Here is a 21,929-nt window from a genome sequence, read left to right on the forward strand (position 1 = left end):
CATCGTTGGCACCCGTGCGCCCAATGCGCGCAGGTCAGGCCGCTACCTATTGCGCGGGACCGACAGGGTCAATAATCTCCGCTCAACAGAACTTCAGAGGCCCCTCCATGTCTGATGACCCCTCGTTTTCACTCAGCGCGCAGGACAGCCTCGTCGCGATCATGGTCGCCGTTTCCGCATCCGACGAGAACATCAGGACGACCGAACTGATCAAGATCGAGGCGGCAGTCAACATGTTGCCGATCTTCGCGAACTACGACAGCGACCGGCTCAGCACGATCAGCAAGACCGTGCTGGACCTGTTCGAGCAGGAAGACGGTCTCGACGCGCTTTTCGGCCTGATCCGCGAAGCATTGCCGGAACGGCTTCACGAAACGGCCTATGCGCTGGCCTGTGATGTCGCCGCGGCGGATGGCATCCTTGGCGAAACCGAACTTCGGCTGCTCGAGGAAATCCGCTACGAGCTGAACATCGACCGGCTGCACGCCGCTGCCATCGAGCGCGGCGCGCGGGCCCGACACCTCAGCTGAGGGCGGGCTTTCGCGCTCAGTGGATCTTGATGTTGAGCAGAACGCATTCCGAATAAAGCATGTCGATCTCGGAAGGATGCAGCAGCCCCTTCTGGCAGAACCGCGGCGTGGCGAAGGGGCGGACATCATCGCAAGTGATTCCGGGCGCGGCGAACCTGCGGTCCAGTGACAGGATGGCCTCCCGCGCGGGCAGGACGGATGCCGCGATCCGTGCCGCGTGCCGCGCGAACAGGGGTTGGTCGGCCAGGTACATGATCTCGTGCGTGACGTAGTCGTCATGCTTCTTCTGGGGATAGACCACCATCACGCACAGACCGTCCGGCGTTTCGACAGCAAGGTGGCGCAGCTTCAGGCCCTGATGGTCACTGATGATCCGCCGGTCCTTTGCGGTGATCCGGTCACCCAGCGACAGCGGATCGTCGTGCACCTCGAACTTCGGAAGCTCCGACGGAAGCCACACCAGCCGTTCCCGATCCAGCACTTCCAGACCCGCCCGTTCCAGCACGCTGACAGCGGCTTTCGCGCTCGAGAAATTGGTGACCGTCACCGCGGGGTCCGATGTCGCAAGCGCCATCATGCGGCCGCCGACGCCCTGTCCGCGAAGATCCTTGAGCACATACCATGACGTCATGTCGGCCGTGGTGCGTACCCCCTCGGCGGTGATCCGCTCCGCATAGACCAGCCCGAGAACGCCCATCAGCCGCCCGTTGTCGCGCACGGTGATGGCATATCGCCCCTCGGGGCCGCACCAGCGGCCCGCCACCAGCCGTCGCCAGCCGTCGATGTCCCACTTCGCCTTCACGAAAACCGTGTTCATGAACTGGGCGACTTCCTCGCGCTCGGACGGCGCGGCATAGGCGATTTCAACCATGTTGGTCGTCTTTCATCACTTCCTCAAGCACGATCCAGCGGGTGGCACCCTGCGCTGCGAGCCGGTCCAGAAAGGCCATGCAGAAATCCCAGGTTGCCTCGTCGGTCTGGAGATGATGCGTGACGAAACCCGTGGGTTCGGCCTTGTCCGCCTCCCCGCTCCGCCGCCGCGCCAGATGCCGCACGCATTGTTCGAGGGCCTTTTCCTCCCCCGCGAAGCGCGCCCCTTCCTTCCAGCGGATCGGGTCGATATGCCCGTTGAAATGGGGTGGCCCCACGGGGTCGTCGGGGCGCTGGTCAAAGATGGATACGGCACGGTACCCCAATCCGGGCAGGGCACGCAGCGTCTTGTCAGCGATACGGTTCCACGGCGGCACGAAGACCGGCAGCAGATTGGGAAGTTTCGCCTCCAGCATCCGCCGCCATCCTTCGGCCAGGTCGGTCCGCTGGAGGTCGAGGTCGCGGTTCAGCCCGACCTCGGACGCACGGGCGCCTTTCGGTTCGTGGTTCTTGTGAGCAAACCCATGTTGCAGGCAGTGAACGAGGGGCGCCGCGTCCAGGCGGGGCGCGAGCGCCGGGTCGATGGCATGGGGAACGACCGCCAGATGAAGCGGCGTCGAAAACCGCTCGGCCAGCGCGATCAGCCTGTCCAGCTCCGCGGTCGGCGCTTCGGTGTCATCGTCGCGCCACCAGAAGGTCGGCACTTCTCCGGCGGCCTGCCACAGCCGCAATTCACCGTCCAGGTCGGCCCAGGTTGCCATGATGTGTCCTTTCGGGGCAGCGGTCAGCTGGTGTAGAGCGCACCCCAGCGTTCGATCAACGCCTGCTGTACGCGTTTCGCGCGGATGTTCCAACTGCGGGCACCCGGCGGGCCCTCGCGCTCTTCCCGGCTGATCTTGGCCCGTTCCTCGCGGTCGGCGGCGAATATGGCGAATGCCATGACCGTGCCGTCGGTCGCCGTCATGTAGCCTGCCAGACCCGAGACGAAGTTCAGCGTGCCGGTTTTCGCATCGACCGCGATCGGGTGGTCCCGCATCGGCCGTCCCTGCGCATCGCGCATGCCAAAGGGCTTGAGGATTTCGCGCAAGCCGCCGCCGTGCACCTTCAGCATGGCCCGCGCCATGTCGAGCGCGGACATGCGGCTGTCGTCCCCGAGGCCGGAGTGATCGACCATGGCGGGCCCCGTCATGCCCAGTTCCATCACGGCCCAACGGTTCATGGCCGCGGCGGAGGCACGCAGATTTTCCACCGGACCGATCCGCGCCTGCGTCGCGGCGATGCCGACCATTTCCGCCGTCAGGTTCGTGGAATAGCGCAGCATGTCCTCGAGGATCGGACGCAACGCGTCGCTCTTGCGGGAGACGAGAGTTTCGGGACCGGCGGGCATGCTGTCGATGATTTCCGGCTGCTTGAGCACAATGCCCTGCGACCGCGCAAGCGTCGAAAAGACATCCCCCGCATAGAGGCCGGGCTTCCTGACCGGCAGCCAGCGCGACCCGCCGCCGCCCAGCGCGCCCCTCGCGACGGTCCACTGGTCCCTGTCGCCGCGTTCCTCGTAGGTGTAGACCGGCGCGCTGCGGTCCTCTACCTGCATCACGGCCATCAGGACTTCCGGCCGATACCTGTCGGACCGGGCGTCCATGCTCACGGCATAGCCGTTGTTGCCGCGTTTCCACTCGAAGTGGACCCTGTTGAAGTTCAGCGCCAGCCCCGAAACCGCCGGATTGTACCCCACGTGGTCCGGCTGTTCCGGGTCGATCTGACGCATCACCGGAAGCGCGGCCTCGTATACCTTGAAGCCCCCCTTGACCGATCGCACCCCGGCCTTCTTGAGTTGCGCGGCGAGGTCCGCGAGCGCATTGGTATCGAGCGTCGGATCACCGCCCCCCACCAGAAGCAGATCTCCCTGCACCTCGCCATCGACCACACCGCCGGTCGCGGCGACCCGCGTCTCGAACCGGTGATCGGGGCCAAGTGCGTCCAGCGCATAAAGCGCGGTCACCGCCTTGGCCACGCTCGCGGGTGGCGTACCCATCTGTTCGTTACGACATTCCAGCCATTCCCCCGTGTCGGTGCGCGCGACGGCAAAGGCAAGGTCACCCGTAAGCCTCGCATCCCCGATGATCGCCTCGACATCCGGCACCGCCTGCTTGTGCAGGTCCTCCCCCCGCAGGACGGGACGCAGTGACCGGGTTGGCGGTTCAGCCAGAAGCGTGGTTGGAAGAGTGCCGAAAGCGGCGGCGGAGCCGAGGAAGAACCGACGTGAGAAAAGCGTGCCCATGGGCCTGTTTAAACCGTACCTTGCCGCCATCCACAAGCAGGCTGATATCACATTTTCCCGACCGGAAAGACGTGCTAGCAGATGCCATGCAACGGGCCATTCCCATCATGTTCATCGCCATGTCGCTCATTCCGGGCGGCGACAGCGCGGGCAAGCTGTTGACCAGCGGGATGGGCGTATCGCCGCTTTTCGTGGCGTGGTCCCGTTTTGCCATCGGCACGGCTTTGCTGTTGCCGTTCCTGCCGGCCGGCAGCGGGGCGCTCTTGCGGAACTGGCGGATCTGGGTGCGTGCCGTTTCGCTGGCGCTGGGAATCACCTGCATACAGACCGCGCTGCAGACCGTCGACGTCGCGACCGCCTTCGCGGCGTTCTTCATCGGGCCGATCATCAGCTACGTTCTGGCGGTCGTGTTCCTGCGCGAGGCTGTCACACCGCTGCGAAGCGCCCTTACGGTGCTGGGGTTCTGCGGCGTCCTGCTGGTCGTCCGGCCGGGGTCGGACACGAACCTCGACGTGCTCTGGGCCGTGGCCGCCGGCACATTCTACGGCACGTTCCTGACCATGTCGCGCTGGCTGTCGGCGCTGGGAAGCCCGATGGCACTCACCTTTACGCAACTGCTGATCGCGGGCTTCCTGATGCTGCCGCTGGGCCTCCTGCATCTGCCGGCGTTCAGCCTGCCGGTCGCAGGGCTCACCGTGGCCTCTGCCCTGTGCTCGATGCTGGGAAACCTGCTGCTGCTTTATGCCTACCGGATCTCGCCCGCGACGCGGATCGCGCCCCTTGTCTATTTCCAGCTGATTGCCGCCGTGGCGCTGGGGTGGATCCTTTTCGGTGACCTGCCGGACGTCTTCACGTGGATGGGCCTCGCCCTGATCATCGGCGCCGGGCTGACCTCAGCCCGTCTGCGCTGACCAGCCTCCGCGCGCGCGGATCGCGGTCGACGACGCATCGTTCATGGGAACGTTGACGAAGCACCACGCCGGCGCTTCCGCCCGCGCCAGCAGATGGCCGAAACGACCGGGTATCCGATAGGGCGCATATAGGCCCGCCGCACGGCTCATCCGCGCGGAAATCCTCTGTCCGGGGCGGGCCAGGACGCCGATCGGCACCGTTTCCATGATCCGTCGCCAATCCTGCCACTGGTGAAACTGCGCCATGTTGTCCGCGCCCATCAGCCAGACGAAACGCACCTGCGGATAAAGCTGACGCAGCCTTGCCACGGTCTGCGCGGTGAAACGGGTGCCCAGCTGGTCCTCTATGTCGGTCACCTCGACGCGGGGGTGCTGCATGACTTCCCTAGCGCGGGCCATGCGCTTGGGCAACGGTTCCGGTCCCCGCGACTTCAGCGGGTTTCCCGGGCTGACCAGCCACCACACGCGGTCCAGCCCGAAACGCTTCAGCGCCTCGGTCGTGATATGCGCATGACCCGCGTGGGCAGGGTCGAATGACCCGCCCAGAAGGCCGATCACCTGACCCGGCGCGGCGTATGGCATGGTGTATCGCAAAGAGAACGGCCCCCGAATTACTCAGGGGCCGAAAGGAAGGGCTTAGCGCCCCGTTGTCAATGCACCCGCTCACTTGTGGCGGGTGAACTCCCCTGCGCGCAGGCGGCTGACATAGCTGTTCAGCTCGCGCTTCACGATCGGCATCAGGAAATAGAGTGCAATGATGTTCACGATCGCCATCGAGAAAAGCATGGCGTCGGAAAAGTCGATCACGGGCCCCAGGCTCGCCGCCGCGCCGATCACGATGAACAGGCAGAAGATGACCTTGAACGTCAGCTCCTTGGCCTGCCCCTCTCCGAAGAGGTAGGTCCAGGCCTTCAGCCCGTAGTAGGACCAGCTGATCATGGTAGAGAAGGCAAAAAGCACCACCGCCACCATCAGAAGGACCGGGAACCACGAGAACGCCTTGGCATAAGCCGCCGACGTGAGCGCCACGCCGCTGACGTCGCCATCGGTCGCGATCCGGCCCGCTTCCGCGTTCCAGATGTAGAGGCCAGTCTCGGGGTCCACGTTGAGCACGCCGCTGATCACGATCACGAGCGCGGTCATGGTGCAGATCACCACCGTGTCGATGAACGGTTCCAGCAATGCGACATAGCCTTCGGTGACCGGCTCCTTGGTGCGCACCGCGGAGTGCGCGATCGCGGCCGACCCGATGCCCGCCTCGTTGGAGAACGCGGCCCGCCGGAACCCCTGGATCAGCGCGCCGGTAAAGCCGCCGACGACGCCGAGGCCGGTAAAGGCACCCATGAAGATCTGGCCAAAGGCCCAGCCGATCTGGTCGAAGTTGATCAGCAGGATCAGGATCGACACGAGAACATAGAAGACCCCCATGAAGGGCACGACCTTTTCCGTCACCCGCGCGATGGACTTCAGCCCGCCTGCGATGACGGCAAAGGTGACGGCTGCGAGGATGACGCCCGTGATCCAGCCCGGATAGTCACCTACGACACCCGCGATCTGCGCATGCGCCTGGTTGGCCTGGAACATGTTGCCCCCGCCCAGCGCGCCGAGGATCGTGAAGATCGAGAAAAGCACCGCCATGAAGCCGCCCAACGGCAGGCCGCGCTCCTTGAAGCCCTTGGTGATGTAGTACATCGGGCCGCCCGACACGCTGCCGTCGGGATATTCGTTGCGGTATTTCACCCCGAGCGTACATTCGGTGAACTTGGTCGCCATCCCGAACAGGCCTGCGACGACCATCCAGAAGGTCGCGCCGGGGCCACCGATGCTGACCGCAACCGCGACACCCGCGATGTTGCCCAGCCCCACGGTGCCCGACAGCGCCGTCGCCAGCGCCTGAAAGTGGCTGACCTCGCCGGCGTCGTTCGGGTCGGAATAGTCGCCCTTCACCAACCGGATCGAGTGCATGAAACCCTTGAACTGGATCGCGCCGAAATAGACCGTGAAGACAAGCGCGCCCACGACCAGCCAAAGGGCGATCCAGGAAAACGTCGTGCCCGGCAGCGGGGCGAAGATGAAGGACACGTACCATCCGGTATAGTCCGCGAAAAGCTGGTTGATCCTCTGGTCGATCCCCACCGCTTCCTGTGCGGCGGCAAGGCCCGGCAGGAAAGCGGCGATCGTGGCCACCAGGGCGGTGATAAGCCTGTGCATTTCGATGTCCTCCGCTTCAGGGAATGATTGTGACCGGTACGCTCGCGGTGGCGACAAGCCGCCCCGTCACGCCACCGAACAGTCGCTCTTTCAGGCCGCGCACGCCGACACGGCCCACAACGATCTGGCTGGCGCCCTGCGCCTTGGCGATGTCGTCAAGGATGTCGGCGGCGTCTCCGTGGCGGACAACGCCCGTCACCTCGAAGCCGTCGGCATGCGCCGCGCTGACAGCGGGGTCGATGACCCGTTCGTGGGCGAGCTTCAGCTCTTCCTCGCGGCGCTTGTGACGCTGCTCGTTCTCTTCCGGTGTCTGGAAGGAAAACGGCGACCATTCGATCACGTAGCAGATCGTGATCGAACATTCGCCGATCATCCGGGCCCGGTCCTTTGCGAAGGCCAGCGCGCGCGCCCCGGCTTCGGAACCGTCCAGCCCCACAACGATTGCGGTTTTTGACATGAGATTTCCCTGTTGTCCCTGTGCGCTCCGCCGGTGTCACAGGACATGCCGGCGCGAAGTCGCGGCTTCGTTGACCCGTTCGGGAACGGCAGGACCGCCACCCTCGAGTTAACAAAAATGTAACAGAGAAAATCAATTCGCATCGACCGAAATTTCCGCCGTTCCGGTCGATGCGCCTGAAGATTTGTTCCAGAGCAGGCAAAAGGCCCACTCGGGGAGGTCGGCCGGGCCCTAAATTGTCGCGATATCCGGAGGCCGACCTCACGCCATGGTAGAATCAATTTATGCAATAGGACATGCCACCCGCCGCGATGAATGCCATGAAACGGGCTCAGGTCGCCTTGCCGGTGGGAACTGAATCCCGAGCCAGATTTCCAACCGATTGCCGCCCGGATTCCACGACCGTTTCAATTTCGTTGGTGATCTCGCGGGCCTGGTTCGACAGCGCGCGTATCTCCATGGCGACGACACCGAAGCCACGCCCCATGTCACCCGCGCGCGCCGCCTCGATCGAGGCGTTGACCGACAGAAGGTTGGTCTGCTGCGCGATCGTGTTGATACCGGTGGTCAACCTGTCGATCTGGTCCAGCAGTTCCCGCATGACCTGCAGCGTCTCCAGCGTCCGGTGGTGCTGCTCCGTCACGTCCGTCAGGAACGCGATGTAGTGCTTGGCACCGTCCTCCTGCGTCTCGACCCGCAGCGCAAGCCTCGCATAACCCGTCGTGTCGTCCTTGCGGTGGATCGGCACTTCGCGGCTCGTGCCCACGATCCGGTCCTGCCCCGTCTTGCGGTGCCGTTCGATCAGGTTGTCGTGGTCCGCCCGGATGTCGGGGGGCAGCAACAGGTGGACGTTCTTGCCGATCACCTCGCTGCTGCTGTAGCCCCAAAGACGCTCAGCCGCGGCGTTGAAAGAGATGATCCGGTTCTCGGCGTCGATCGTCACGGCCGCGTCGATGGTATCGGGAGGGGAAACATGCCGCGGGTGCGGCCGTTCTGTGAGCGAATCTAGCATGAGTTGTTCCTTTCGGACGCAAGCTAGCCTCACAGACCTGAAGAAAGCGTTGCCACGGCGCCATTCCCCGGACGCGAGCCGATGGGGGCCGCGTCGATCAGGTGCACGTTGATCTCGGCCAATCCCCGTTATATTGCGGGGCGAAACCTCATTGACCAGACAGGAAACAGCAATGGCCGCCTACCAGTTCGTCTATCACATGTCCGGTGTCTCCAAGACCTACGCCGGCGGTAAGAAGACCTTCGAGAACATCAACCTGAACTTCCTGCCGGGCGTGAAGATCGGGGTCGTGGGGGTGAACGGCGCGGGCAAGTCGACGCTGCTCAAGATCATGGCGGGCCTCGACAAGGATTTTCAGGGCGAGGCATGGGCCGCCGAGGGCGCCAAGGTGGGCTATCTGCCGCAGGAACCGCAGCTCGACCCGACGAAAACGGTCCGCGAGAACGTGATGGAGGGCGTGGCCGAAAAGAAGGCCATCCTCGACCGCTACAATGAACTCGCGATGAACTACTCCGACGAAACCGCCGAGGAGATGGCGAAACTGCAGGACGACATCGACGCCCAGAACCTTTGGGATCTGGACAGCCAGATCGACGTCAGCATGGAGGCGCTGCGCTGCCCGCCCGACGATGCGGACGTGAGCTCCCTCTCGGGCGGCGAAGCACGCCGCGTCGCCCTCTGCAAGCTGCTGCTCGAAGCGCCGGACATGCTGCTGCTGGACGAACCCACCAACCACCTCGACGCCGAAACGATCGCATGGCTGCAGCAACACCTGATCGACTACAAGGGCACGATCCTGATCGTCACCCACGACCGCTATTTCCTCGATGACATCACCGGCTGGATCCTCGAACTCGACCGGGGCCGCGGCGTGCCCTACGAAGGCAACTATTCCGACTGGCTCGAACAGAAGGCCAAGCGCCTTGAGCAGGAAGCGCGCGAGGACAAGTCCAAGCAGAAGACGCTGGAACGCGAACTGGAATGGATGCGGCAGGGCGCCAAGGCGCGGCAGGCAAAGTCCAAGGCCCGCATCAACGCCTACAACGAGATGGCGGCCCAGTCCGAGCGGGAAAAGCTGTCGCGCGCGCAGATCGTCATCCCCAACGGTCCGCGTCTTGGGTCCAAGGTGATCGAGGTTCAGGGGCTGAAAAAGGCGATGGGCGACAAGCTGCTTGTCGAGGGGCTCGATTTCTCGCTGCCGCCCGGTGGCATCGTCGGCGTCATCGGCCCGAACGGCGCGGGTAAATCGACGCTGTTCAAGATGCTGACCGGACAGGAAAAGCCCGACGCGGGCACCATCGAATACGGCGATACGGTGGATCTGTCCTACGTCGACCAGTCCCGCGACGACCTGAAGTCGGAAGACACCGTCTGGCAGGCGATCACCGGCGGGGCGGAAATCATCAAACTGGGCGATGCCGAGGTGAACAGCCGCGCCTATTGCTCGTCGTTCAACTTCAAGGGCGGCGACCAGCAGAAGAAGGTGGGCCTGCTGTCAGGCGGTGAGCGCAACCGCGTCCACATGGCACGCCTGCTGAAAGAGGGCGGCAACGTGCTGCTGCTCGACGAACCGACCAACGACCTCGATGTCGAAACCCTGCGCGCGCTCGAAGATGCGCTCGTCGATTTCGCCGGCTGCGCCGTCGTCATCTCCCACGATCGTTTCTTCCTCGACCGGATCTGCACCCACATCCTCGCCTTCGAGGGCGAGGCGCACGTGGAATGGTTCGAAGGCAACTTCGAGGACTACGAAGAAGACAAGAAACGCCGCCTTGGGGCGGACGCGCTGGAACCCAAGCGGCTCAAGCACAAGAAGTTCGTGCGCTGAGGCAAGTGCACGCCGGGCCGCCCGATGGGCGGTCCGGAAGCCCCTTCAGGACGCGCGCGACACCTTGGCATCCAGCTTGTCGAACAGGGCATCTTCCTGCTCTTCCGGGACACCGCGCAGCAAGTCGGCGTTGGCTTTTTTCGACCGCAGCATGTCGCTGGCGGAAACGCCGGACCACAGCCGCTGATCCGACAGGCTCGTCAGGCGAATCGCGGGGGGCATCGGCGTGCCGCTGGCAGCGACATCCCAATCCGCGGACAGCGTTGCGTTCATCTGGGTCAGGACCGCATCGCGGCTGAACCGTTCCCGCCCGATGACAACGCCCATGAACCGCCCCGAACCGGTATAGGCCAGCCGCGAGGTGCGGTGTTCCAGCGCCTGGACCAGCGCGCTGGCCACGGATTCGAGATGATGGCGGAAGGCGGGCGCCGCGACCGCGCGGTGGATGCCGCGCAGCCCCATCACGTCGACGGTGAACAACGTCATCGCGTACAGCCCTTCGGGCAGGCGCAGCAGGCTGTTTTCGAGCGCCAAGAGGTCAGTGACCTGCGGCGTCTCCAGCTTGATCGGCTCCTCGAAACGCACCTTCATCTTGGCAGTCAGGTCGGCAAGCGTGTGGCGCACCTCCCGCTCCCGGTGCAGACTGTCGTTCAGCATGCTTGCCGACACGATCCGTGCGCTCAGTTCCACGCCGTCGAGCGGCTTGGAGATGAAATCCGTCGCGCCCGCGTAGAACGCACGCTCCATCAGGTCGGCTTCGCGGCTCGCCGTGATCATGATGATCGGGGCAGACCGGTAGGCTTGCGTCTGCCGGATCCGATCGCACAACTCGATCCCGTCGATGCCCGGCAGCATGACATCCAGCAAAAAACATTCAAACGGCTGGATCGGTCCGGCCAGCAGGGCAAGCGCCTCCTCCGCCGTCTTGCAGGTGGTCAGCTGATACCCACGGCTGTCCGACAGGGCGCGCTCAAGCAGATCGAGAATCACCGGGTCGTCGTCAACGGCCAAAATTCGCATGTGTCATCCCTCAGAATTTGTCGATCACGCGTAGTGAACGGAGTGCGAGCAGAGTTTTTCCGAGGTTGGCCGGCTGCAAAGGGCATTTTTGCGACGTGATTTAGACAATTTTGCGATGTCGGGCACATTGTTTCCGATATGGGCGGGAATGAGGCGTCAGACGGTGCCATGGCCCAATTGCCGATGATTTTGCCGCCACTTCTCGCCAGAAATCGCGTTTATTGGCCGAAAACGAGGCGTGTTCTCGGATCGCCCCAAGACGGTGACGCAACGGAAGGGACCACCGCTTTCGCCCGTCTGTCGTGGCCTGCGGGCTGATTCCCTCGCGGTGCGCCGTCAGCCGAAGGAACCCAAGCGGTCGGGTCGCGTTTTCCAATCGACCGGGCTGCACGCGGTAGCCCGACCAATGTGCAACATCGGACAGATTTTTCCCGACCGAGGCTTGCCTGCATCGCGGACGGCCCCGAAAATGGATCATCTGCCACCCTATTTACATGGAGCATTGAATGCGCCGCCGTACATTTCTTGCCAGTTCCCTGGCTGCCGCCGCCCTGCCACATGCCCTGAGCGCGCAGGCCGGTGCCTATGATCCGACCCCACAGGAAGTATCGATCAAGCGTCAATACCAGCCCGGCCAATTGCTGATCCTGCCGCGCAGCCACTACCTCTACTATGTCACCTCTCCCGGTCGGGCGATCCGGTACGGTGTCGGCGTCGGGAAGGCGGGCCTGGAGTTCACCGGCACCGCGACCATCGACGTGAAGAAGGAATGGCCGACTTGGCGCCCCACGGACGAGATGATCGAACGCGATCCGCAGGCCTACAAGCGGTTCATCGGCAACACGGATGCCCAGCCCGGCGGCCCGTCCAATCCTTTGGGTGCGCGTGCGCTCTACCTGTTCCAGAACGGCAAGGACACGTACTTCCGCATCCACGGCACGAACCAGCCCGGCTCCATCGGGCGGTCGGTGTCCAACGGCTGCATCCGGATGCTGAACGAACACGTCAAGGATCTTTACGAGCGGGTGCCGCTGGGAACGAAAGTTACCGTTCTCTGAAAGCGCCGAAGCGCAAACGCAAAGGGCCGGTACGCTGCGTACCGGCCCTTCTTTTTTCCCGATCGCCCTGATCAGTTCAGGGCTTCGTCCGTGATCTCGTGTGTCCAGGCGCCTTCGGGCTCCTTGGTGATCGCGGGGTTCTCCTCGCTCACGGCAGACAGCAGCGTCTTGACCGTCTGTTCGTAGTCCGCAGGGTCCAGCGCACCGTTGCTGCCGGCGGTCAGCTTGGCGACCTCGCCCACCATGTAAAGCTGGTGATCCAGTTCCTGCGCACCGGACGCGTCGTTATCGATCACGATCTCGGCGGCTTCCTCCTGGTTCTCCTCGGCGTATTTCCATCCCTTCATGGAGGCACGGACGAAACGGACCATCTTGTCCTTGAATTCCGGGTCTTCCAGATCGTCCTCGAGAACGTAAAGACCATCCTCAAGCATACCGAACCCCATTTCGAGGTAGTTGAAGGTGACCAGTTCCTCCGGTGTGATGCCGGCCTCGATGATCTGGTTGTACTCGTTGTAGGTCATCGTCGAGATGCAGTCGGCCTGCCCCTGGATCAGCGGATCGGCGGAAAACGCCTGCTTCAGGACCGTCACGCCGTTCTCGTCCGCGCCGTCCGTCTCGAGGCCGAGCGATGCCATCCAGGCGTAGAACGGATATTCGTTGCCGAAGAACCAGACGCCCATGGTGCGGCCCGCGAAATCATCCGGGCTTTCGACACCGGTGGATTTCAGGCAGTTCACCTGCAGACCGCCGGTCTTGAAGGGCTGGGCGATGTTGACCAGCGGCACACCGCGTTCACGCGCGGCAAGCCCCGCCGCCATCCATGTCACGATCACATCGGCGCCACCGCCGACGATCACCTGCTCGGGTGCGATGTCCGGGCCGCCCGGCTTGATCGTGACGTTCAGGCCTTCTTCCTCGTAGAAGCCCTTGTCCTTGGCCACGTAGTAGCCCGCAAACTGCGCTTGCGTGACCCACTTGAGCTGCAGGGTCACGTCGTCGGCAGCCTGGGCCATCGTGCCCCAGACGCCAAGCGCCGCACCGGCCGCGATCTTGGTAATGGTTTTCATTTTCTTACTCCCCTTGGTTGGTCTTCTTGGTCAAGTCCTCTGGCTTGGATGCCAGAATGTCACGCGTTGTTCGGCAAGCGCGACCAGCCCGTAAAAGGCCGAGCCTGCGAGTGCCGCGACAAAGATTTCTGCCCATACGAGGTCCAGCGTCAACTGCCCCACGGAGGTCGAGATGCGAAAGCCCATGCCCACGATGGGCGAGCCGAAAAATTCAGCAACGATCGCGCCGATCAATGCCAGCGTCGTCCCGATCTTGAGGCCGTTGAAGATGAACGGCATGGCGCAGGGGAGCCTCAGCTTCACGAGCGTGCGCCAGTACCCGGCTGCATAAGTGCGCATCAGGTCCTTCTGCATCGCATCCGCCGCCTGAAGACCCTGCACCGTGTTCACCAGCATGGGAAAGAAGACCATGACGACGACCACCGCCGCCTTGGACTGCCAGTCGAAGCCGAACCACATCACCAGGATCGGCGCCATGCCGATCACCGGCAGGGCGGCCACGAAGTTTCCGACAGGCAGAAGCCCCCTTTGCAGGAACGGAAAGCGGTCGATCGCCACGGCGATCAGGAAAGCCGCGCCGCACCCGATCACGTAACCCGACAGGGCCCCTTTCAGGACGGTCTGCACGAAATCGGCCCAAAGCAGGTCGGCCGAGGCGCCCATCCGGGCGGCGATCGCCGTCGGCGCGGGCAACAGCACCTGGTTGATCGCAAAGCCGCGCACGACCCCTTCCCAGACCGCCAGAAGCGTCGCACCAAAGACGAGGGGTGCCGCGAGGGAGGCCCACCAGCTGACCGGCCCCCGGGCGAGCCTGACGTTGACGAGCCAGCCGGCGATCCATGCCCCGAAGGCGAAGACGACCCAGCCCATCATTCCATGCCCATCCGGCGCAGGGTCAGCCTTTGCAGCAATCCGATGAAGCCCACGAGGCAGGCCGCCAGCACCGCCGCCATCACCAGCGCCGACCATATCTGGACCGTCTGTCCATAGTAGCTGCCCGCCAGCAGCCGTGCACCGAGGCCCGCCACCGCCCCGGTGGGCAGCTCTCCGACGATGGCCCCCACCAGCGATGCCGCCATCGCGACCTTCAGCGAGGTGAAGAGATAGGGCATCGAGGACGGCAGCCGCAGTTTCCGGAATGTCTCGCCCCGGCTCGCGTTCCACGTGCGCATCTGGTCCAGCTGCATCGCGTCGGGGCTCCGCAACCCCTTTACCATGCCCACGACGACCGGGAAAAAGGACAGGTACATGCTGATCATGGCCTTCGGCAGCAGGCCAGAGACGCCCACGGCATTCAGCACCACGATGATCATCGGCGCGATGGCTAGGATCGGGATCGTCTGGCTTGCGATCACCCAGGGCATGACGGACATGTCCATCGTCCGGTTATGAACGATCCCCACGGCCAGCAGGATGCCGAGCCCCGTCCCCAAGACGAAACCCAGCAAGGTCGCGCTGAGCGTGATGCCCGCGTGGTAGATCAGCGACCGCTTGGAGGTGATCGCCTTCTGCGCCGTGGTTTCCCAGACCTCGCGCACGACCTGGTGCGGCGCGGGCAGCTTGGGCTTGTCCTGCGACCAGGTATCGGCGACCAGTTGCGATATCGTCAGTTCAGTTCCCGCCCGCTGCGCCTTGTTGTAGGCCCATGGCGCGTTCAGCCAGACCGCAGCCGCGTACCAGGCGACCAGAAGGAAACCGACGACGGTCAAGACGGGAACCACGGACCGCATCATGCGATACCGCCCGCTTCATTGTTCCGCAAATACACCGGCACCTCGGCCAGCCGCAGGCGGTGCAATTTGTGTATTTTAAGAACAATGAAAGGATTTGGCTGTTTCCTGCAACGGCGGCACAGGCTGGTGAGCCGATGGCCGTGAACGATGAAGGGGGACCTCGCCTCCCCACACAAACGGCGGAGCGGACCCGGAACGTCGTGGCAAGTCGCGGCGGACCGGGCCGCTTGACGCGCATCAATCACCGCCATGCCCCGCCCTCAACCCTTCGCGCACCCGGTGCGCCACCTCGAGGAATTCCGGCGTGTCCCGAATATCCAGCGGCCGCTCGCGAGGCAGGGGGCTGTCGATCACGTCGGTGATCCTGCCCGGCCGCGGTGACATCACCACGATCTTCGTGCTGAGAAAGACCGCCTCCGGGATCGAGTGGGTCACGAAGGCGATGGTCTTGCCTGTCCGCTCCCACAGCTTCAAAAGCTGTTCGTTCAGATGGTCGCGCACGATCTCGTCCAGCGCCCCGAAGGGTTCGTCCATCAACAGGATGTCTGCGTCGAAGGACAGCGCGCGGGCGATGCTGGCGCGCTGCTGCATGCCCCCGACAACTGCCAGGGAAACTTCTTTTCGAACCCGCCGAGTTCGACAAGGTCCAGCACCCTCTTGACCCGTTCGGCCTGCTCCGCCTTGGGGATGCCCATGATCTCCAGCGGCAGGCGGATGTTGCCGCCGATGGTCCGCCAGGGGTAGAGCCCCGCCGCCTGAAAGACATAGCCATAGGCCCGCGCGCGCCGCGCTTCCTCCGGCGAAACCCCGTTGACCGTGATCGTCCCCCCGGTCGGCTTTTCGAGGTCCGCCATGACCCGCAGGAAGGTCGTCTTGCCGCAGCCCGAGGGGCCGATGAAGCTGACGAAGTCTCCCCGCGCGATGTCGAGGCTCACACCCTTGAGCGCGTGCACGGGGCCATCGTTCGTCTGGAACGTGAGGTCGAGATCGCGGGCGGAGATGACATGCCGAATATCGCTCATTCGGCAGCTTCTGTCGGTTTGGCTATTTCGGTAAGGTCCCTGACGACCTCCGCGACGCTTTGACCAGTATACCAGACATAACCCGCGAATAGAATTACCGCTGTTATTACGACGCTAAGCAGTTGATCAAGAATATACTTCTCAAAACGATGAGCGTTGCGCATCGTACTTGGTCTTAGACCTCTTGGCATGATGCCCTCCTCACGCTCAACGCCATCAGATCCCCGCCGGAATGTTCAGCGGATCGCGCTTGATCATCTTCGGGCTCGTCAGCTGCTTCCACTTCGACAGGGCCACGTTCGCGGACGGGAAGGCCGGGCGCGGAATGAACTTGCCCCGCCCCGGCTGCGGCTGACTGTTCTGCCCCCAGGCCCAGATCACCTCTCCCCGGCTCAGCGTGTAACGCGCGTTCGCCGTCACCTCGAACCCTTCGAAGACGTTGTAGTCGAGGACCGAATGATGGTTGGCGGGCGTGATCGTGCGGGTGATCTTGGGATCCCACACCACGATGTCCGCATCCGCGCCTTCGACGATGGCGCCCTTGCGCGGATAGATGTTGAGGATCTTGGCCACATTGGTCGAGGTTGCCGCGACGAATTCGTTCGGCGTCAGCCGCCCCGTCTCCACCCCTTCGGTCCAGAGGACCGACAGGCGCTCTTCCAGCCCGTTCGACCCGTTCGGAATGATGCGGAAGTCATCCTTGCCGGCCCGCTTCTGCTCGGTCGAGAATGCGGCGTGGTCCGTTGCCACGACCTGAAGGGAACCGGCCTGCAACCCGGCCCACAGGCTGTCCTGGTGCTGCTTGTTGCGGAAGGGCGGCGACATGACCCGGCGCGCGGCATGGTCCCAGTCGGTGTTGAAGTACTCGGATTCGTCCAGCGTCAGGAACTGGATCAGGGGCTCGCCGTAGACGCGCATGCCCTTCTGGCGGGCCCGGCGGATCGCCTCGTGCGCCTGCTCGCAGGACACGTGCACGATATAAAGCGGCACGCCCGCCGCATCCGCAATGGTGATCGCCCGGTTCGCCGCCTCGCCCTCCAGCTCCGGCGGGCGGGAATAGGCGTGCCCCTCCGGTCCGGTGATGCCCTGGTCGAAATACTTCTGCTGCAGCTCTGCCACCAGGTCACCGTTTTCGGCGTGGACCATGGGCAGCGCGCCCAGTTCGGCGCAGCGCTTGAACGACGCGAACATCTCGTCGTCCTCGATCATCAGCGCGCCCTTGTAGGCCATGAAATGCTTGAACGAGTTTACGCCCATCTCCACGGCGTCCTTCATCTCGTTGAAGACGGTCTCGTTCCACCCGGTGATCGCCATGTGGTATCCGACGTCCGAACAGATCTGCGGCGCCGACTTGCGATGCCATTCGTTGATCGCGTTCTTGATGCTACCATCGGCACCCGGCAGGCAGAAATCCACGATCATCGTGGTCCCGCCACAGGCGGCGGCCCATGTGCCGCTCTCGAATGTCTCTGCCGCCGTCGTGCCCATGAAGGGCATCTCGAGGTGCGTATGCGGGTCGATCCCGCCGGGGATGACATAGGCGCCTTCGGCGTCGATGTATTCGTCCCCGGTCAGGTCTTCGCCGATGCGGACGATCTTTTCGCCCTCGATCAGCACATCCGCCTTCCAGGTCCGGTCCGCGGTGCAGACCTGCCCGCCCTTGATCACCTTGCTCATCACGTTTCTCCCGTCTGTTTCTCTTTCTGGGCCCGATGATCGCCAAGCGCCCCAAAGGGCCGCCCCCGTTTCACACCGACCCGAAGCACCCCAGCGCCGGTCCGTGCACCCCGATGTCCAGCGGACCGAAGTCACTTTCCACGCACAGCGAAAAGTATCCCGCCGTGGGCAGGTAGACGACGCGGTAGGTGCCATCGCCCCGGCCGACCGACCAGCATCGCTGGGTGATGCCGCCCGAAAAATTCACCGTCACCTCTCTGGGCGCGCGCCGCACGCGTTCGAAATCCCGGGCCGTGCGCCGGGTCACCCGGTCGCTGCTGGCCAGGGCGTCCGCCACTTCCGCGTCCAGCAGCCGGTCGATCCGCTGGGATATCGACAGCCCCTGTTCAATCATGCGCTGCCCCGGCATCGCGCCGCAGTGCGCCCCATCCGTGCAAGATGGTCCACGGCGCCCTCATCCGGCCACCCCCGCGGTTTCGACCACCGCGTGCAGCAGCACATCCGTGCCCGCCTGCGCCCACTCCTTCGAAATTTCTTCCGCCTCGTTGTGGCTCAGCCCGTCGACGCAGGGGCACATCACCATCGCCGTGGGCGCGACGCGGTTGATCCAGCAGGCATCGTGACCCGCGCCCGAGATCAGGTTCATGTGGCTGTAGCCCAGCCGCTCGGCCGCGTCGCGCACCGCGCTCACGCAATCCTCGTCGAATGCCACCGGATCGAAGCCGCCGACCTTTTCGAATTCGATGCCAAGTTCCATGTCATCCGCGATCTTCTGGCCTTCTTCGCGCAGGCGCTTTTCCATGTCCTCGATCACGCTCAGATCGGGTGAGCGGAAATCGACCGTGAAGACCACCTTGCCGGGGATCACGTTGCGCGAGTTGGGGTACACGTCGATATGCCCCGCCGCGCCCACCGCGTGCGGCTTGTGCGACCAGGCGATCTCGTCCACCTTCTCCAGAATTCGGGCCATGCCCAAGCCGGCATTGCGGCGCATCGGCATCGGGGTCGACCCCGTATGACTGTCCTTGCCGGTGACAGTGACCTGCGTCCAGCTCAGGCCCTGGCCATGCGTCACGACACCGATCTGCTTTTCCTCCGCCTCGAGGATCGGGCCCTGTTCGATGTGCAGCTCGAAAAAGGCGTGCATCTTGCGCGCACCCGTCTCTTCCTCGCCGCGCCAGCCGATGCGTTTCAGCTCGTCGCCAAAGGACTTGCCCTGCGCATCGACGCGGGCGTAGGCCCAGTCCTGCGTGTGGATCCCCGCGAACACCCCGGACGACAGCATCGCGGGGGCATAGCGTGTGCCTTCCTCGTTGGTGAAGTTGGTCACGACGATCGGGTGCTTCGTCTTGACCCCAAGGTCATTCAGCGTGCGCACGATCTCGAGCCCCGCGAGCACGCCCAGGACACCGTCGTACTTGCCGCCCGTGGGCTGCGTATCAAGGTGAGAGCCCACGTAGACCGGCAGCGCGTCGGGGTCCGTCCCTTCACGCCGGGCGAACATGTTGCCCATCTGGTCCAGCCCCATGGTGCAGCCCGCGTCCTCGCACCATTTCCGGAACAGCGCGCGGCCCTCCGCATCCTCGTCGGTCAGGGTCTGCCGATTGTTGCCACCCGCGACACCCGGGCCGATCTTGGCCATCTCCATCAGGCTGTCCCACAGGCGATCCGGGTTGATCTTGAGGTTCTCTCCGGGTGCGGGCATCTGCTGGCTCCTCGACAGGCTGGCGATCAAATTTTACCATTTGGTAAAGGCACGATTGCCATTACACTGCCATCTGTCAAGAACTGCTTTGCCCTCGTTTCCGACCACCGGGAACCTGCCTCTTTAATCAGCACCCGAAGGGAGACGCCCTTGCCAGACGGCGCGCCCAAGAAACCAAGTCGCATCCAGAAACGCAATCGCGGAAAGATCCTGGATGCCGCGCTGGAGGTGTTTTCCCGCCACGGCTTCCGCGGCGCGACCCTCGATCAGATCGCGGCGGAGGCGGGGCTGAGCAAGCCGAACATCCTGTATTATTTCGACGGCAAGGAGGATATTCACGTCACCCTTCTGAGCCGCCTCATGGACAGCTGGCTGGATCCGCTGGTGGCGATGAACCCCGAAGGTGATCCGACGACGGAAATCCTGTCGTACGTCCAGCGCAAGCTGGACATGGCCCGCGACATGCCCCGCGAAAGCAGGCTGTTCGCGAACGAGATCCTGCAGGGCGCCCCGCGGATCGGGCCCGAACTCTCCGGCCACCTGAAACCGCTGTTCGACGAGAAATGCGCGCTGGTCGCGCATTGGGTGGCGCAGGGCAGATTGCCGCCACTGGACCCCCAGCACCTGATTTTCTCGATCTGGGCCACGACCCAGCACTACGCCGATTTCGAAAGCCAGGTGAGCCTGCTTCTGGGGGCAGACGCCGACCCTCATGCCCGCGCCTCCGACCATCTGAACCGCATGTTCAGGGCCATGCTCGAGGTCTGAAACCGGACGGTCAGGCGTTCACCCGATCTTCACCGATTCACCGCAGATTGGCCGCGGGTGGTGGGCCGATACGTCGATGATCGGAGCGATGATGACCCAATTACCGTTCTACAGCCTGCGCCTCGCGCCGCCTTCCGGCCTGCCGGGCGGACCGCAGGGCGCCTTGACTGTCACCCGTACATCGCCCGCAGGCGATGCGGCGACCCTTGATCGGGCGCAACCGCCCATCCGCCCCGGCGCCCTCCCGGACCGTGCACCAGTGCCCGCGCCGCTCGCCACGGAACGGCCCGACACCGCCACGGCCGGGTCCATCCTGGCCGCGCAGATCGACCACGCGCCGCTCACGCCCGCCGAAATCTCCCGCACCATGCCGGACCCGCTGCCGACGTCGCCGTTCCTCAAGCCTGCGGGGGGCTAGGCTATTCCGCGGCGGTGGCGGCAGGGTTGTTGGGGTGCGTCGTCCAGTTGGCGTAATCGGGCTGCACGACCTTTCCCGTGCGCGGATCGGTGGTGCCCGGTGACATCGCCTCCATCGTGATACAGCCCTCGACCGGGCACACGTTGACGCAGAGGTTGCAGGCGACGCACTCCTCGTCGATGACCGTGAAGGTCCGGTCCTCCGACATGGCGATCGCCTGGTGACTGGTATCCTCGCAGGCGGCGAAGCAGCGGCCGCAGGAAATGCAGAGGTCCTGATCGATCTTCGCCTTGGCGATGTAGTTGAGGTTCAGCTGGTTCCAGTCGGTGACATTGGGCACCGCCGCTCCCCTGAAATCCTCGATGCTGGTGTGGCCCTTGCTGTCCATCCAGTCGGACAGGCCGCTGATCATTTCCTGCACCACCTTGAACCCGTAGGTCATGGCCGCCGTGCAGACCTGCACGTTGCCACAGCCCAGCGTGATGAACTCCGCCGCGTCACGCCATGTGGTGACACCGCCGATGCCCGATATCGGCAGGCCCCGGGTCTCCGGGTCGCGGGCGATCTCGGACACCATGGACATGGCGATCGGCTTGACCGCGGGCCCGCAATAGCCGCCGTGCGATCCCTTGCCATCGATCGACGGCTCCGGCGACATGGTATCGAGGTTCACCGAGGTGATGGAGTTGATCGTGTTGATCAGGCTCACCGCGTCCGCGCCGCCCGCCTTGGCCGCTGCCGCGGGCTTGCGGATGTCGGTGATGTTCGGCGTCAGCTTCACGATCACGGGCTTGGAATAGTACTGCTTGCACCAGCGGGTCACCATTTCGATGTATTCCGGCACCTGGCCCACGGCGGCACCCATGCCGCGCTCGCTCATCCCGTGGGGACAACCGAAGTTCAGCTCGATGCCGTCGGCGCCGGTGTCCTCCACCAGCGGCAGGATCGCCCTCCACGCCTCTTCCTCGCAGGGCACCATGATCGAGACGATCAGGGCCCGGTCGGGATAATCCGCCTTCACGCGCTTGATCTCTTCGAGGTTGGTGTAGAGGTCGCGGTCGGTGATCAGCTCGATGTTGTTGAGGCCCAGCAGCCGTCGGTCCGCCCCGTAGACGGCACCGTAGCGCGGGCCGTTCACGTTGACCACGGGCGGCCCTTCGGAGCCGAGCGTCTTCCACACGACCCCGCCCCATCCGGCCTCGAAGGCGCGACGCACGTTGTATTCCTTGTCGGTCGGCGGCGCGGAGGCGAGCCAGAACGGGTTGGGGGATGTGATCCCCAGGAAGTCGGTTGTCAGATCAGCCATGTCTGGCCCTCCCCTTGGTCAAGTCTCGGCCGGGACACGCGCCGGCCACGCG

General features: G+C 64.1%; 21 protein-coding genes and 1 pseudogene. 6 read left to right on the forward strand and 16 right to left on the reverse strand.

Annotation, left to right across the window (positions count from 1 at the left end):
• Positions 1-107 precede the first annotated feature (107 nt).
• Entirely contained in the window at positions 108-530 is a 423-nt protein-coding gene (locus BOO69_RS15390) for a tellurite resistance TerB family protein (RefSeq protein WP_071972973.1), read from the forward strand.
• Positions 531-546: 16 nt separating this feature from the next.
• Here the strand turns inward: BOO69_RS15390 and BOO69_RS15395 are convergent, their stop codons facing one another.
• From BOO69_RS15395 to dacB, 3 genes are read right to left on the reverse strand one after another with little or no spacing between them, the layout of a single operon-like run.
• Complete coding sequence (locus BOO69_RS15395) at positions 547-1,401, reverse strand: GNAT family N-acetyltransferase (protein WP_071972974.1); 855 nt, start codon at positions 1,399-1,401, stop codon at positions 547-549.
• Positions 1,394-2,161 (reverse strand): polysaccharide deacetylase family protein, encoded by a 768-nt coding sequence (locus BOO69_RS15400; protein WP_071972975.1) that lies wholly within the window; start codon positions 2,159-2,161, stop codon positions 1,394-1,396. Before BOO69_RS15400 ends, BOO69_RS15395 begins: the two co-directional genes overlap by 8 nt.
• Before the next feature lie 23 nt (positions 2,162-2,184).
• Positions 2,185-3,681, reverse strand: coding sequence for a D-alanyl-D-alanine carboxypeptidase/D-alanyl-D-alanine endopeptidase (gene dacB, locus BOO69_RS15405; RefSeq protein WP_071972976.1), 1,497 nt, complete (start codon positions 3,679-3,681; stop codon positions 2,185-2,187).
• An 86-nt stretch (positions 3,682-3,767) separates the two neighbouring features.
• On the opposite strand from dacB, the gene BOO69_RS15410 reads away from it, so the two are divergent.
• Entirely contained in the window at positions 3,768-4,592 is an 825-nt protein-coding gene (locus tag BOO69_RS15410; protein WP_071972977.1) for a DMT family transporter, read from the forward strand.
• Here BOO69_RS15410 and BOO69_RS15415 read toward each other — a convergent pair.
• The 4 genes from BOO69_RS15415 to BOO69_RS23600 all read right to left on the reverse strand — a co-directional run bounded on the left by BOO69_RS15415 (position 4,575) and on the right by BOO69_RS23600 (position 8,272).
• Positions 4,575-5,174 carry a nicotinate-nucleotide adenylyltransferase gene (locus BOO69_RS15415; protein ID WP_083545546.1) on the reverse strand — a complete coding sequence of 200 codons (600 nt, stop codon included), beginning with the start codon at positions 5,172-5,174 and terminating at the stop codon, positions 4,575-4,577. The genes BOO69_RS15410 and BOO69_RS15415 overlap by 18 nt on opposite strands.
• 81 nt (positions 5,175-5,255) lie before the next feature.
• A complete protein-coding gene (locus BOO69_RS15420) occupies positions 5,256-6,803 on the reverse strand; it encodes an alanine/glycine:cation symporter family protein (RefSeq protein WP_071972979.1) in 1,548 nt (515 codons plus the stop codon).
• Between the two features lie 16 nt (positions 6,804-6,819).
• On the reverse strand, positions 6,820-7,260 hold the full coding sequence (locus tag BOO69_RS15425; RefSeq protein WP_071972980.1) for a universal stress protein: 441 nt from the start codon (positions 7,258-7,260) through the stop codon (positions 6,820-6,822).
• A 331-nt stretch (positions 7,261-7,591) separates the two neighbouring features.
• Complete coding sequence (locus BOO69_RS23600) at positions 7,592-8,272, reverse strand: methyl-accepting chemotaxis protein (protein WP_071972981.1); 681 nt, start codon at positions 8,270-8,272, stop codon at positions 7,592-7,594.
• A gap of 172 nt (positions 8,273-8,444) precedes the next feature.
• On the opposite strand from BOO69_RS23600, the gene ettA reads away from it, so the two are divergent.
• Positions 8,445-10,100 (forward strand): energy-dependent translational throttle protein EttA, encoded by a 1,656-nt coding sequence (gene ettA, locus BOO69_RS15435; RefSeq protein ID WP_071972982.1) that lies wholly within the window; start codon positions 8,445-8,447, stop codon positions 10,098-10,100.
• Between the two features lie 45 nt (positions 10,101-10,145).
• Here ettA and BOO69_RS15440 read toward each other — a convergent pair whose 3' ends face one another.
• Positions 10,146-11,120, reverse strand: a complete 975-nt coding sequence (locus tag BOO69_RS15440; RefSeq protein WP_071972983.1) for a response regulator — start codon at positions 11,118-11,120, stop codon at positions 10,146-10,148.
• Positions 11,121-11,626: 506 nt separating this feature from the next.
• Here BOO69_RS15440 and BOO69_RS15445 point away from each other — a divergent pair.
• Positions 11,627-12,178 (forward strand): L,D-transpeptidase, encoded by a 552-nt coding sequence (locus tag BOO69_RS15445; RefSeq protein ID WP_071972984.1) that lies wholly within the window; start codon positions 11,627-11,629, stop codon positions 12,176-12,178.
• A 71-nt stretch (positions 12,179-12,249) separates the two neighbouring features.
• Here the strand turns inward: BOO69_RS15445 and BOO69_RS15450 are convergent, their stop codons facing one another.
• The 7 genes and pseudogenes from BOO69_RS15450 to BOO69_RS15480 all read right to left on the reverse strand — a co-directional run bounded on the left by BOO69_RS15450 (position 12,250) and on the right by BOO69_RS15480 (position 19,385).
• The gene (locus tag BOO69_RS15450) at positions 12,250-13,248 is read right to left on the reverse strand and encodes an ABC transporter substrate-binding protein (RefSeq protein ID WP_071972985.1); all 999 of its coding nucleotides are present in this window, start codon (positions 13,246-13,248) and stop codon (positions 12,250-12,252) included.
• 30 nt (positions 13,249-13,278) lie between these two features.
• Positions 13,279-14,118: an ABC transporter permease gene (locus BOO69_RS15455; protein WP_071973858.1), complete on the reverse strand. Its 840-nt coding sequence runs from the start codon at positions 14,116-14,118 to the stop codon at positions 13,279-13,281.
• Positions 14,118-14,981: an ABC transporter permease gene (locus tag BOO69_RS15460; RefSeq protein WP_071972986.1), complete on the reverse strand. Its 864-nt coding sequence runs from the start codon at positions 14,979-14,981 to the stop codon at positions 14,118-14,120. Before BOO69_RS15460 ends, BOO69_RS15455 begins: the two co-directional genes overlap by 1 nt.
• A 237-nt stretch (positions 14,982-15,218) precedes the next feature.
• Positions 15,219-16,003 (reverse strand): annotated as a pseudogene (locus BOO69_RS15465) (ABC transporter ATP-binding protein).
• 216 nt (positions 16,004-16,219) lie between these two features.
• On the reverse strand, positions 16,220-17,680 hold the full coding sequence (hydA, locus tag BOO69_RS15470) for a dihydropyrimidinase (protein ID WP_071972987.1): 1,461 nt from the start codon (positions 17,678-17,680) through the stop codon (positions 16,220-16,222).
• 70 nt (positions 17,681-17,750) lie between these two features.
• Positions 17,751-18,074 (reverse strand): HK97 gp10 family phage protein, encoded by a 324-nt coding sequence (locus BOO69_RS15475; protein WP_156874950.1) that lies wholly within the window; start codon positions 18,072-18,074, stop codon positions 17,751-17,753.
• 60 nt (positions 18,075-18,134) lie between these two features.
• On the reverse strand, positions 18,135-19,385 hold the full coding sequence (locus tag BOO69_RS15480) for a Zn-dependent hydrolase (protein ID WP_071972989.1): 1,251 nt from the start codon (positions 19,383-19,385) through the stop codon (positions 18,135-18,137).
• A gap of 150 nt (positions 19,386-19,535) precedes the next feature.
• Here BOO69_RS15480 and BOO69_RS15485 point away from each other — a divergent pair, with 150 nt between their 5' ends.
• Complete coding sequence (locus tag BOO69_RS15485) at positions 19,536-20,153, forward strand: TetR family transcriptional regulator C-terminal domain-containing protein (RefSeq protein ID WP_071972990.1); 618 nt, start codon at positions 19,536-19,538, stop codon at positions 20,151-20,153.
• A gap of 91 nt (positions 20,154-20,244) precedes the next feature.
• Positions 20,245-20,571, forward strand: coding sequence for a hypothetical protein (locus BOO69_RS15490; protein ID WP_156874951.1), 327 nt, complete (start codon positions 20,245-20,247; stop codon positions 20,569-20,571).
• Position 20,572: 1 nt separating this feature from the next.
• On the opposite strand, the gene preA is transcribed toward BOO69_RS15490, so the two are convergent.
• Positions 20,573-21,877 (reverse strand): NAD-dependent dihydropyrimidine dehydrogenase subunit PreA, encoded by a 1,305-nt coding sequence (preA, locus tag BOO69_RS15495; protein ID WP_071972992.1) that lies wholly within the window; start codon positions 21,875-21,877, stop codon positions 20,573-20,575.
• Positions 21,878-21,929: the final 52 nt, after the last annotated feature.

The organism is Sulfitobacter alexandrii (assembly GCF_001886735.1).
Lineage (GTDB): Bacteria > Pseudomonadota > Alphaproteobacteria > Rhodobacterales > Rhodobacteraceae > Sulfitobacter > Sulfitobacter alexandrii.

Excerpts from the sequence above, each read along its gene's own strand:
- BOO69_RS15390 (WP_071972973.1), top strand. The coding sequence starts at position 108 with ATGTCTGATGACCCCTCGTTTTCACTCAGCGCGCAGGACAGCCTCGTC.
- BOO69_RS15395 (WP_071972974.1), bottom strand. The coding sequence starts at position 1,401 with ATGGTTGAAATCGCCTATGCCGCGCCGTCCGAGCGCGAGGAAGTCGCC.
- BOO69_RS15400 (WP_071972975.1), bottom strand. The coding sequence starts at position 2,161 with ATGGCAACCTGGGCCGACCTGGACGGTGAATTGCGGCTGTGGCAGGCC.
- dacB (WP_071972976.1), bottom strand. The coding sequence starts at position 3,681 with ATGGGCACGCTTTTCTCACGTCGGTTCTTCCTCGGCTCCGCCGCCGCT.
- BOO69_RS15410 (WP_071972977.1), top strand. The coding sequence starts at position 3,768 with ATGCAACGGGCCATTCCCATCATGTTCATCGCCATGTCGCTCATTCCG.
- BOO69_RS15415 (WP_083545546.1), bottom strand. The coding sequence starts at position 5,174 with ATGCCATACGCCGCGCCGGGTCAGGTGATCGGCCTTCTGGGCGGGTCA.
- BOO69_RS15420 (WP_071972979.1), bottom strand. The coding sequence starts at position 6,803 with ATGCACAGGCTTATCACCGCCCTGGTGGCCACGATCGCCGCTTTCCTG.
- BOO69_RS15425 (WP_071972980.1), bottom strand. The coding sequence starts at position 7,260 with ATGTCAAAAACCGCAATCGTTGTGGGGCTGGACGGTTCCGAAGCCGGG.
- BOO69_RS23600 (WP_071972981.1), bottom strand. The coding sequence starts at position 8,272 with ATGCTAGATTCGCTCACAGAACGGCCGCACCCGCGGCATGTTTCCCCT.
- ettA (WP_071972982.1), top strand. The coding sequence starts at position 8,445 with ATGGCCGCCTACCAGTTCGTCTATCACATGTCCGGTGTCTCCAAGACC.
- BOO69_RS15440 (WP_071972983.1), bottom strand. The coding sequence starts at position 11,120 with ATGCGAATTTTGGCCGTTGACGACGACCCGGTGATTCTCGATCTGCTT.
- BOO69_RS15445 (WP_071972984.1), top strand. The coding sequence starts at position 11,627 with ATGCGCCGCCGTACATTTCTTGCCAGTTCCCTGGCTGCCGCCGCCCTG.
- BOO69_RS15450 (WP_071972985.1), bottom strand. The coding sequence starts at position 13,248 with ATGAAAACCATTACCAAGATCGCGGCCGGTGCGGCGCTTGGCGTCTGG.
- BOO69_RS15455 (WP_071973858.1), bottom strand. The coding sequence starts at position 14,118 with ATGGGCTGGGTCGTCTTCGCCTTCGGGGCATGGATCGCCGGCTGGCTC.
- BOO69_RS15460 (WP_071972986.1), bottom strand. The coding sequence starts at position 14,981 with ATGATGCGGTCCGTGGTTCCCGTCTTGACCGTCGTCGGTTTCCTTCTG.
- hydA (WP_071972987.1), bottom strand. The coding sequence starts at position 17,680 with ATGAGCAAGGTGATCAAGGGCGGGCAGGTCTGCACCGCGGACCGGACC.
- BOO69_RS15475 (WP_156874950.1), bottom strand. The coding sequence starts at position 18,074 with ATGATTGAACAGGGGCTGTCGATATCCCAGCGGATCGACCGGCTGCTG.
- BOO69_RS15480 (WP_071972989.1), bottom strand. The coding sequence starts at position 19,385 with ATGCCCGCACCCGGAGAGAACCTCAAGATCAACCCGGATCGCCTGTGG.
- BOO69_RS15490 (WP_156874951.1), top strand. The coding sequence starts at position 20,245 with ATGACCCAATTACCGTTCTACAGCCTGCGCCTCGCGCCGCCTTCCGGC.
- preA (WP_071972992.1), bottom strand. The coding sequence starts at position 21,877 with ATGGCTGATCTGACAACCGACTTCCTGGGGATCACATCCCCCAACCCG.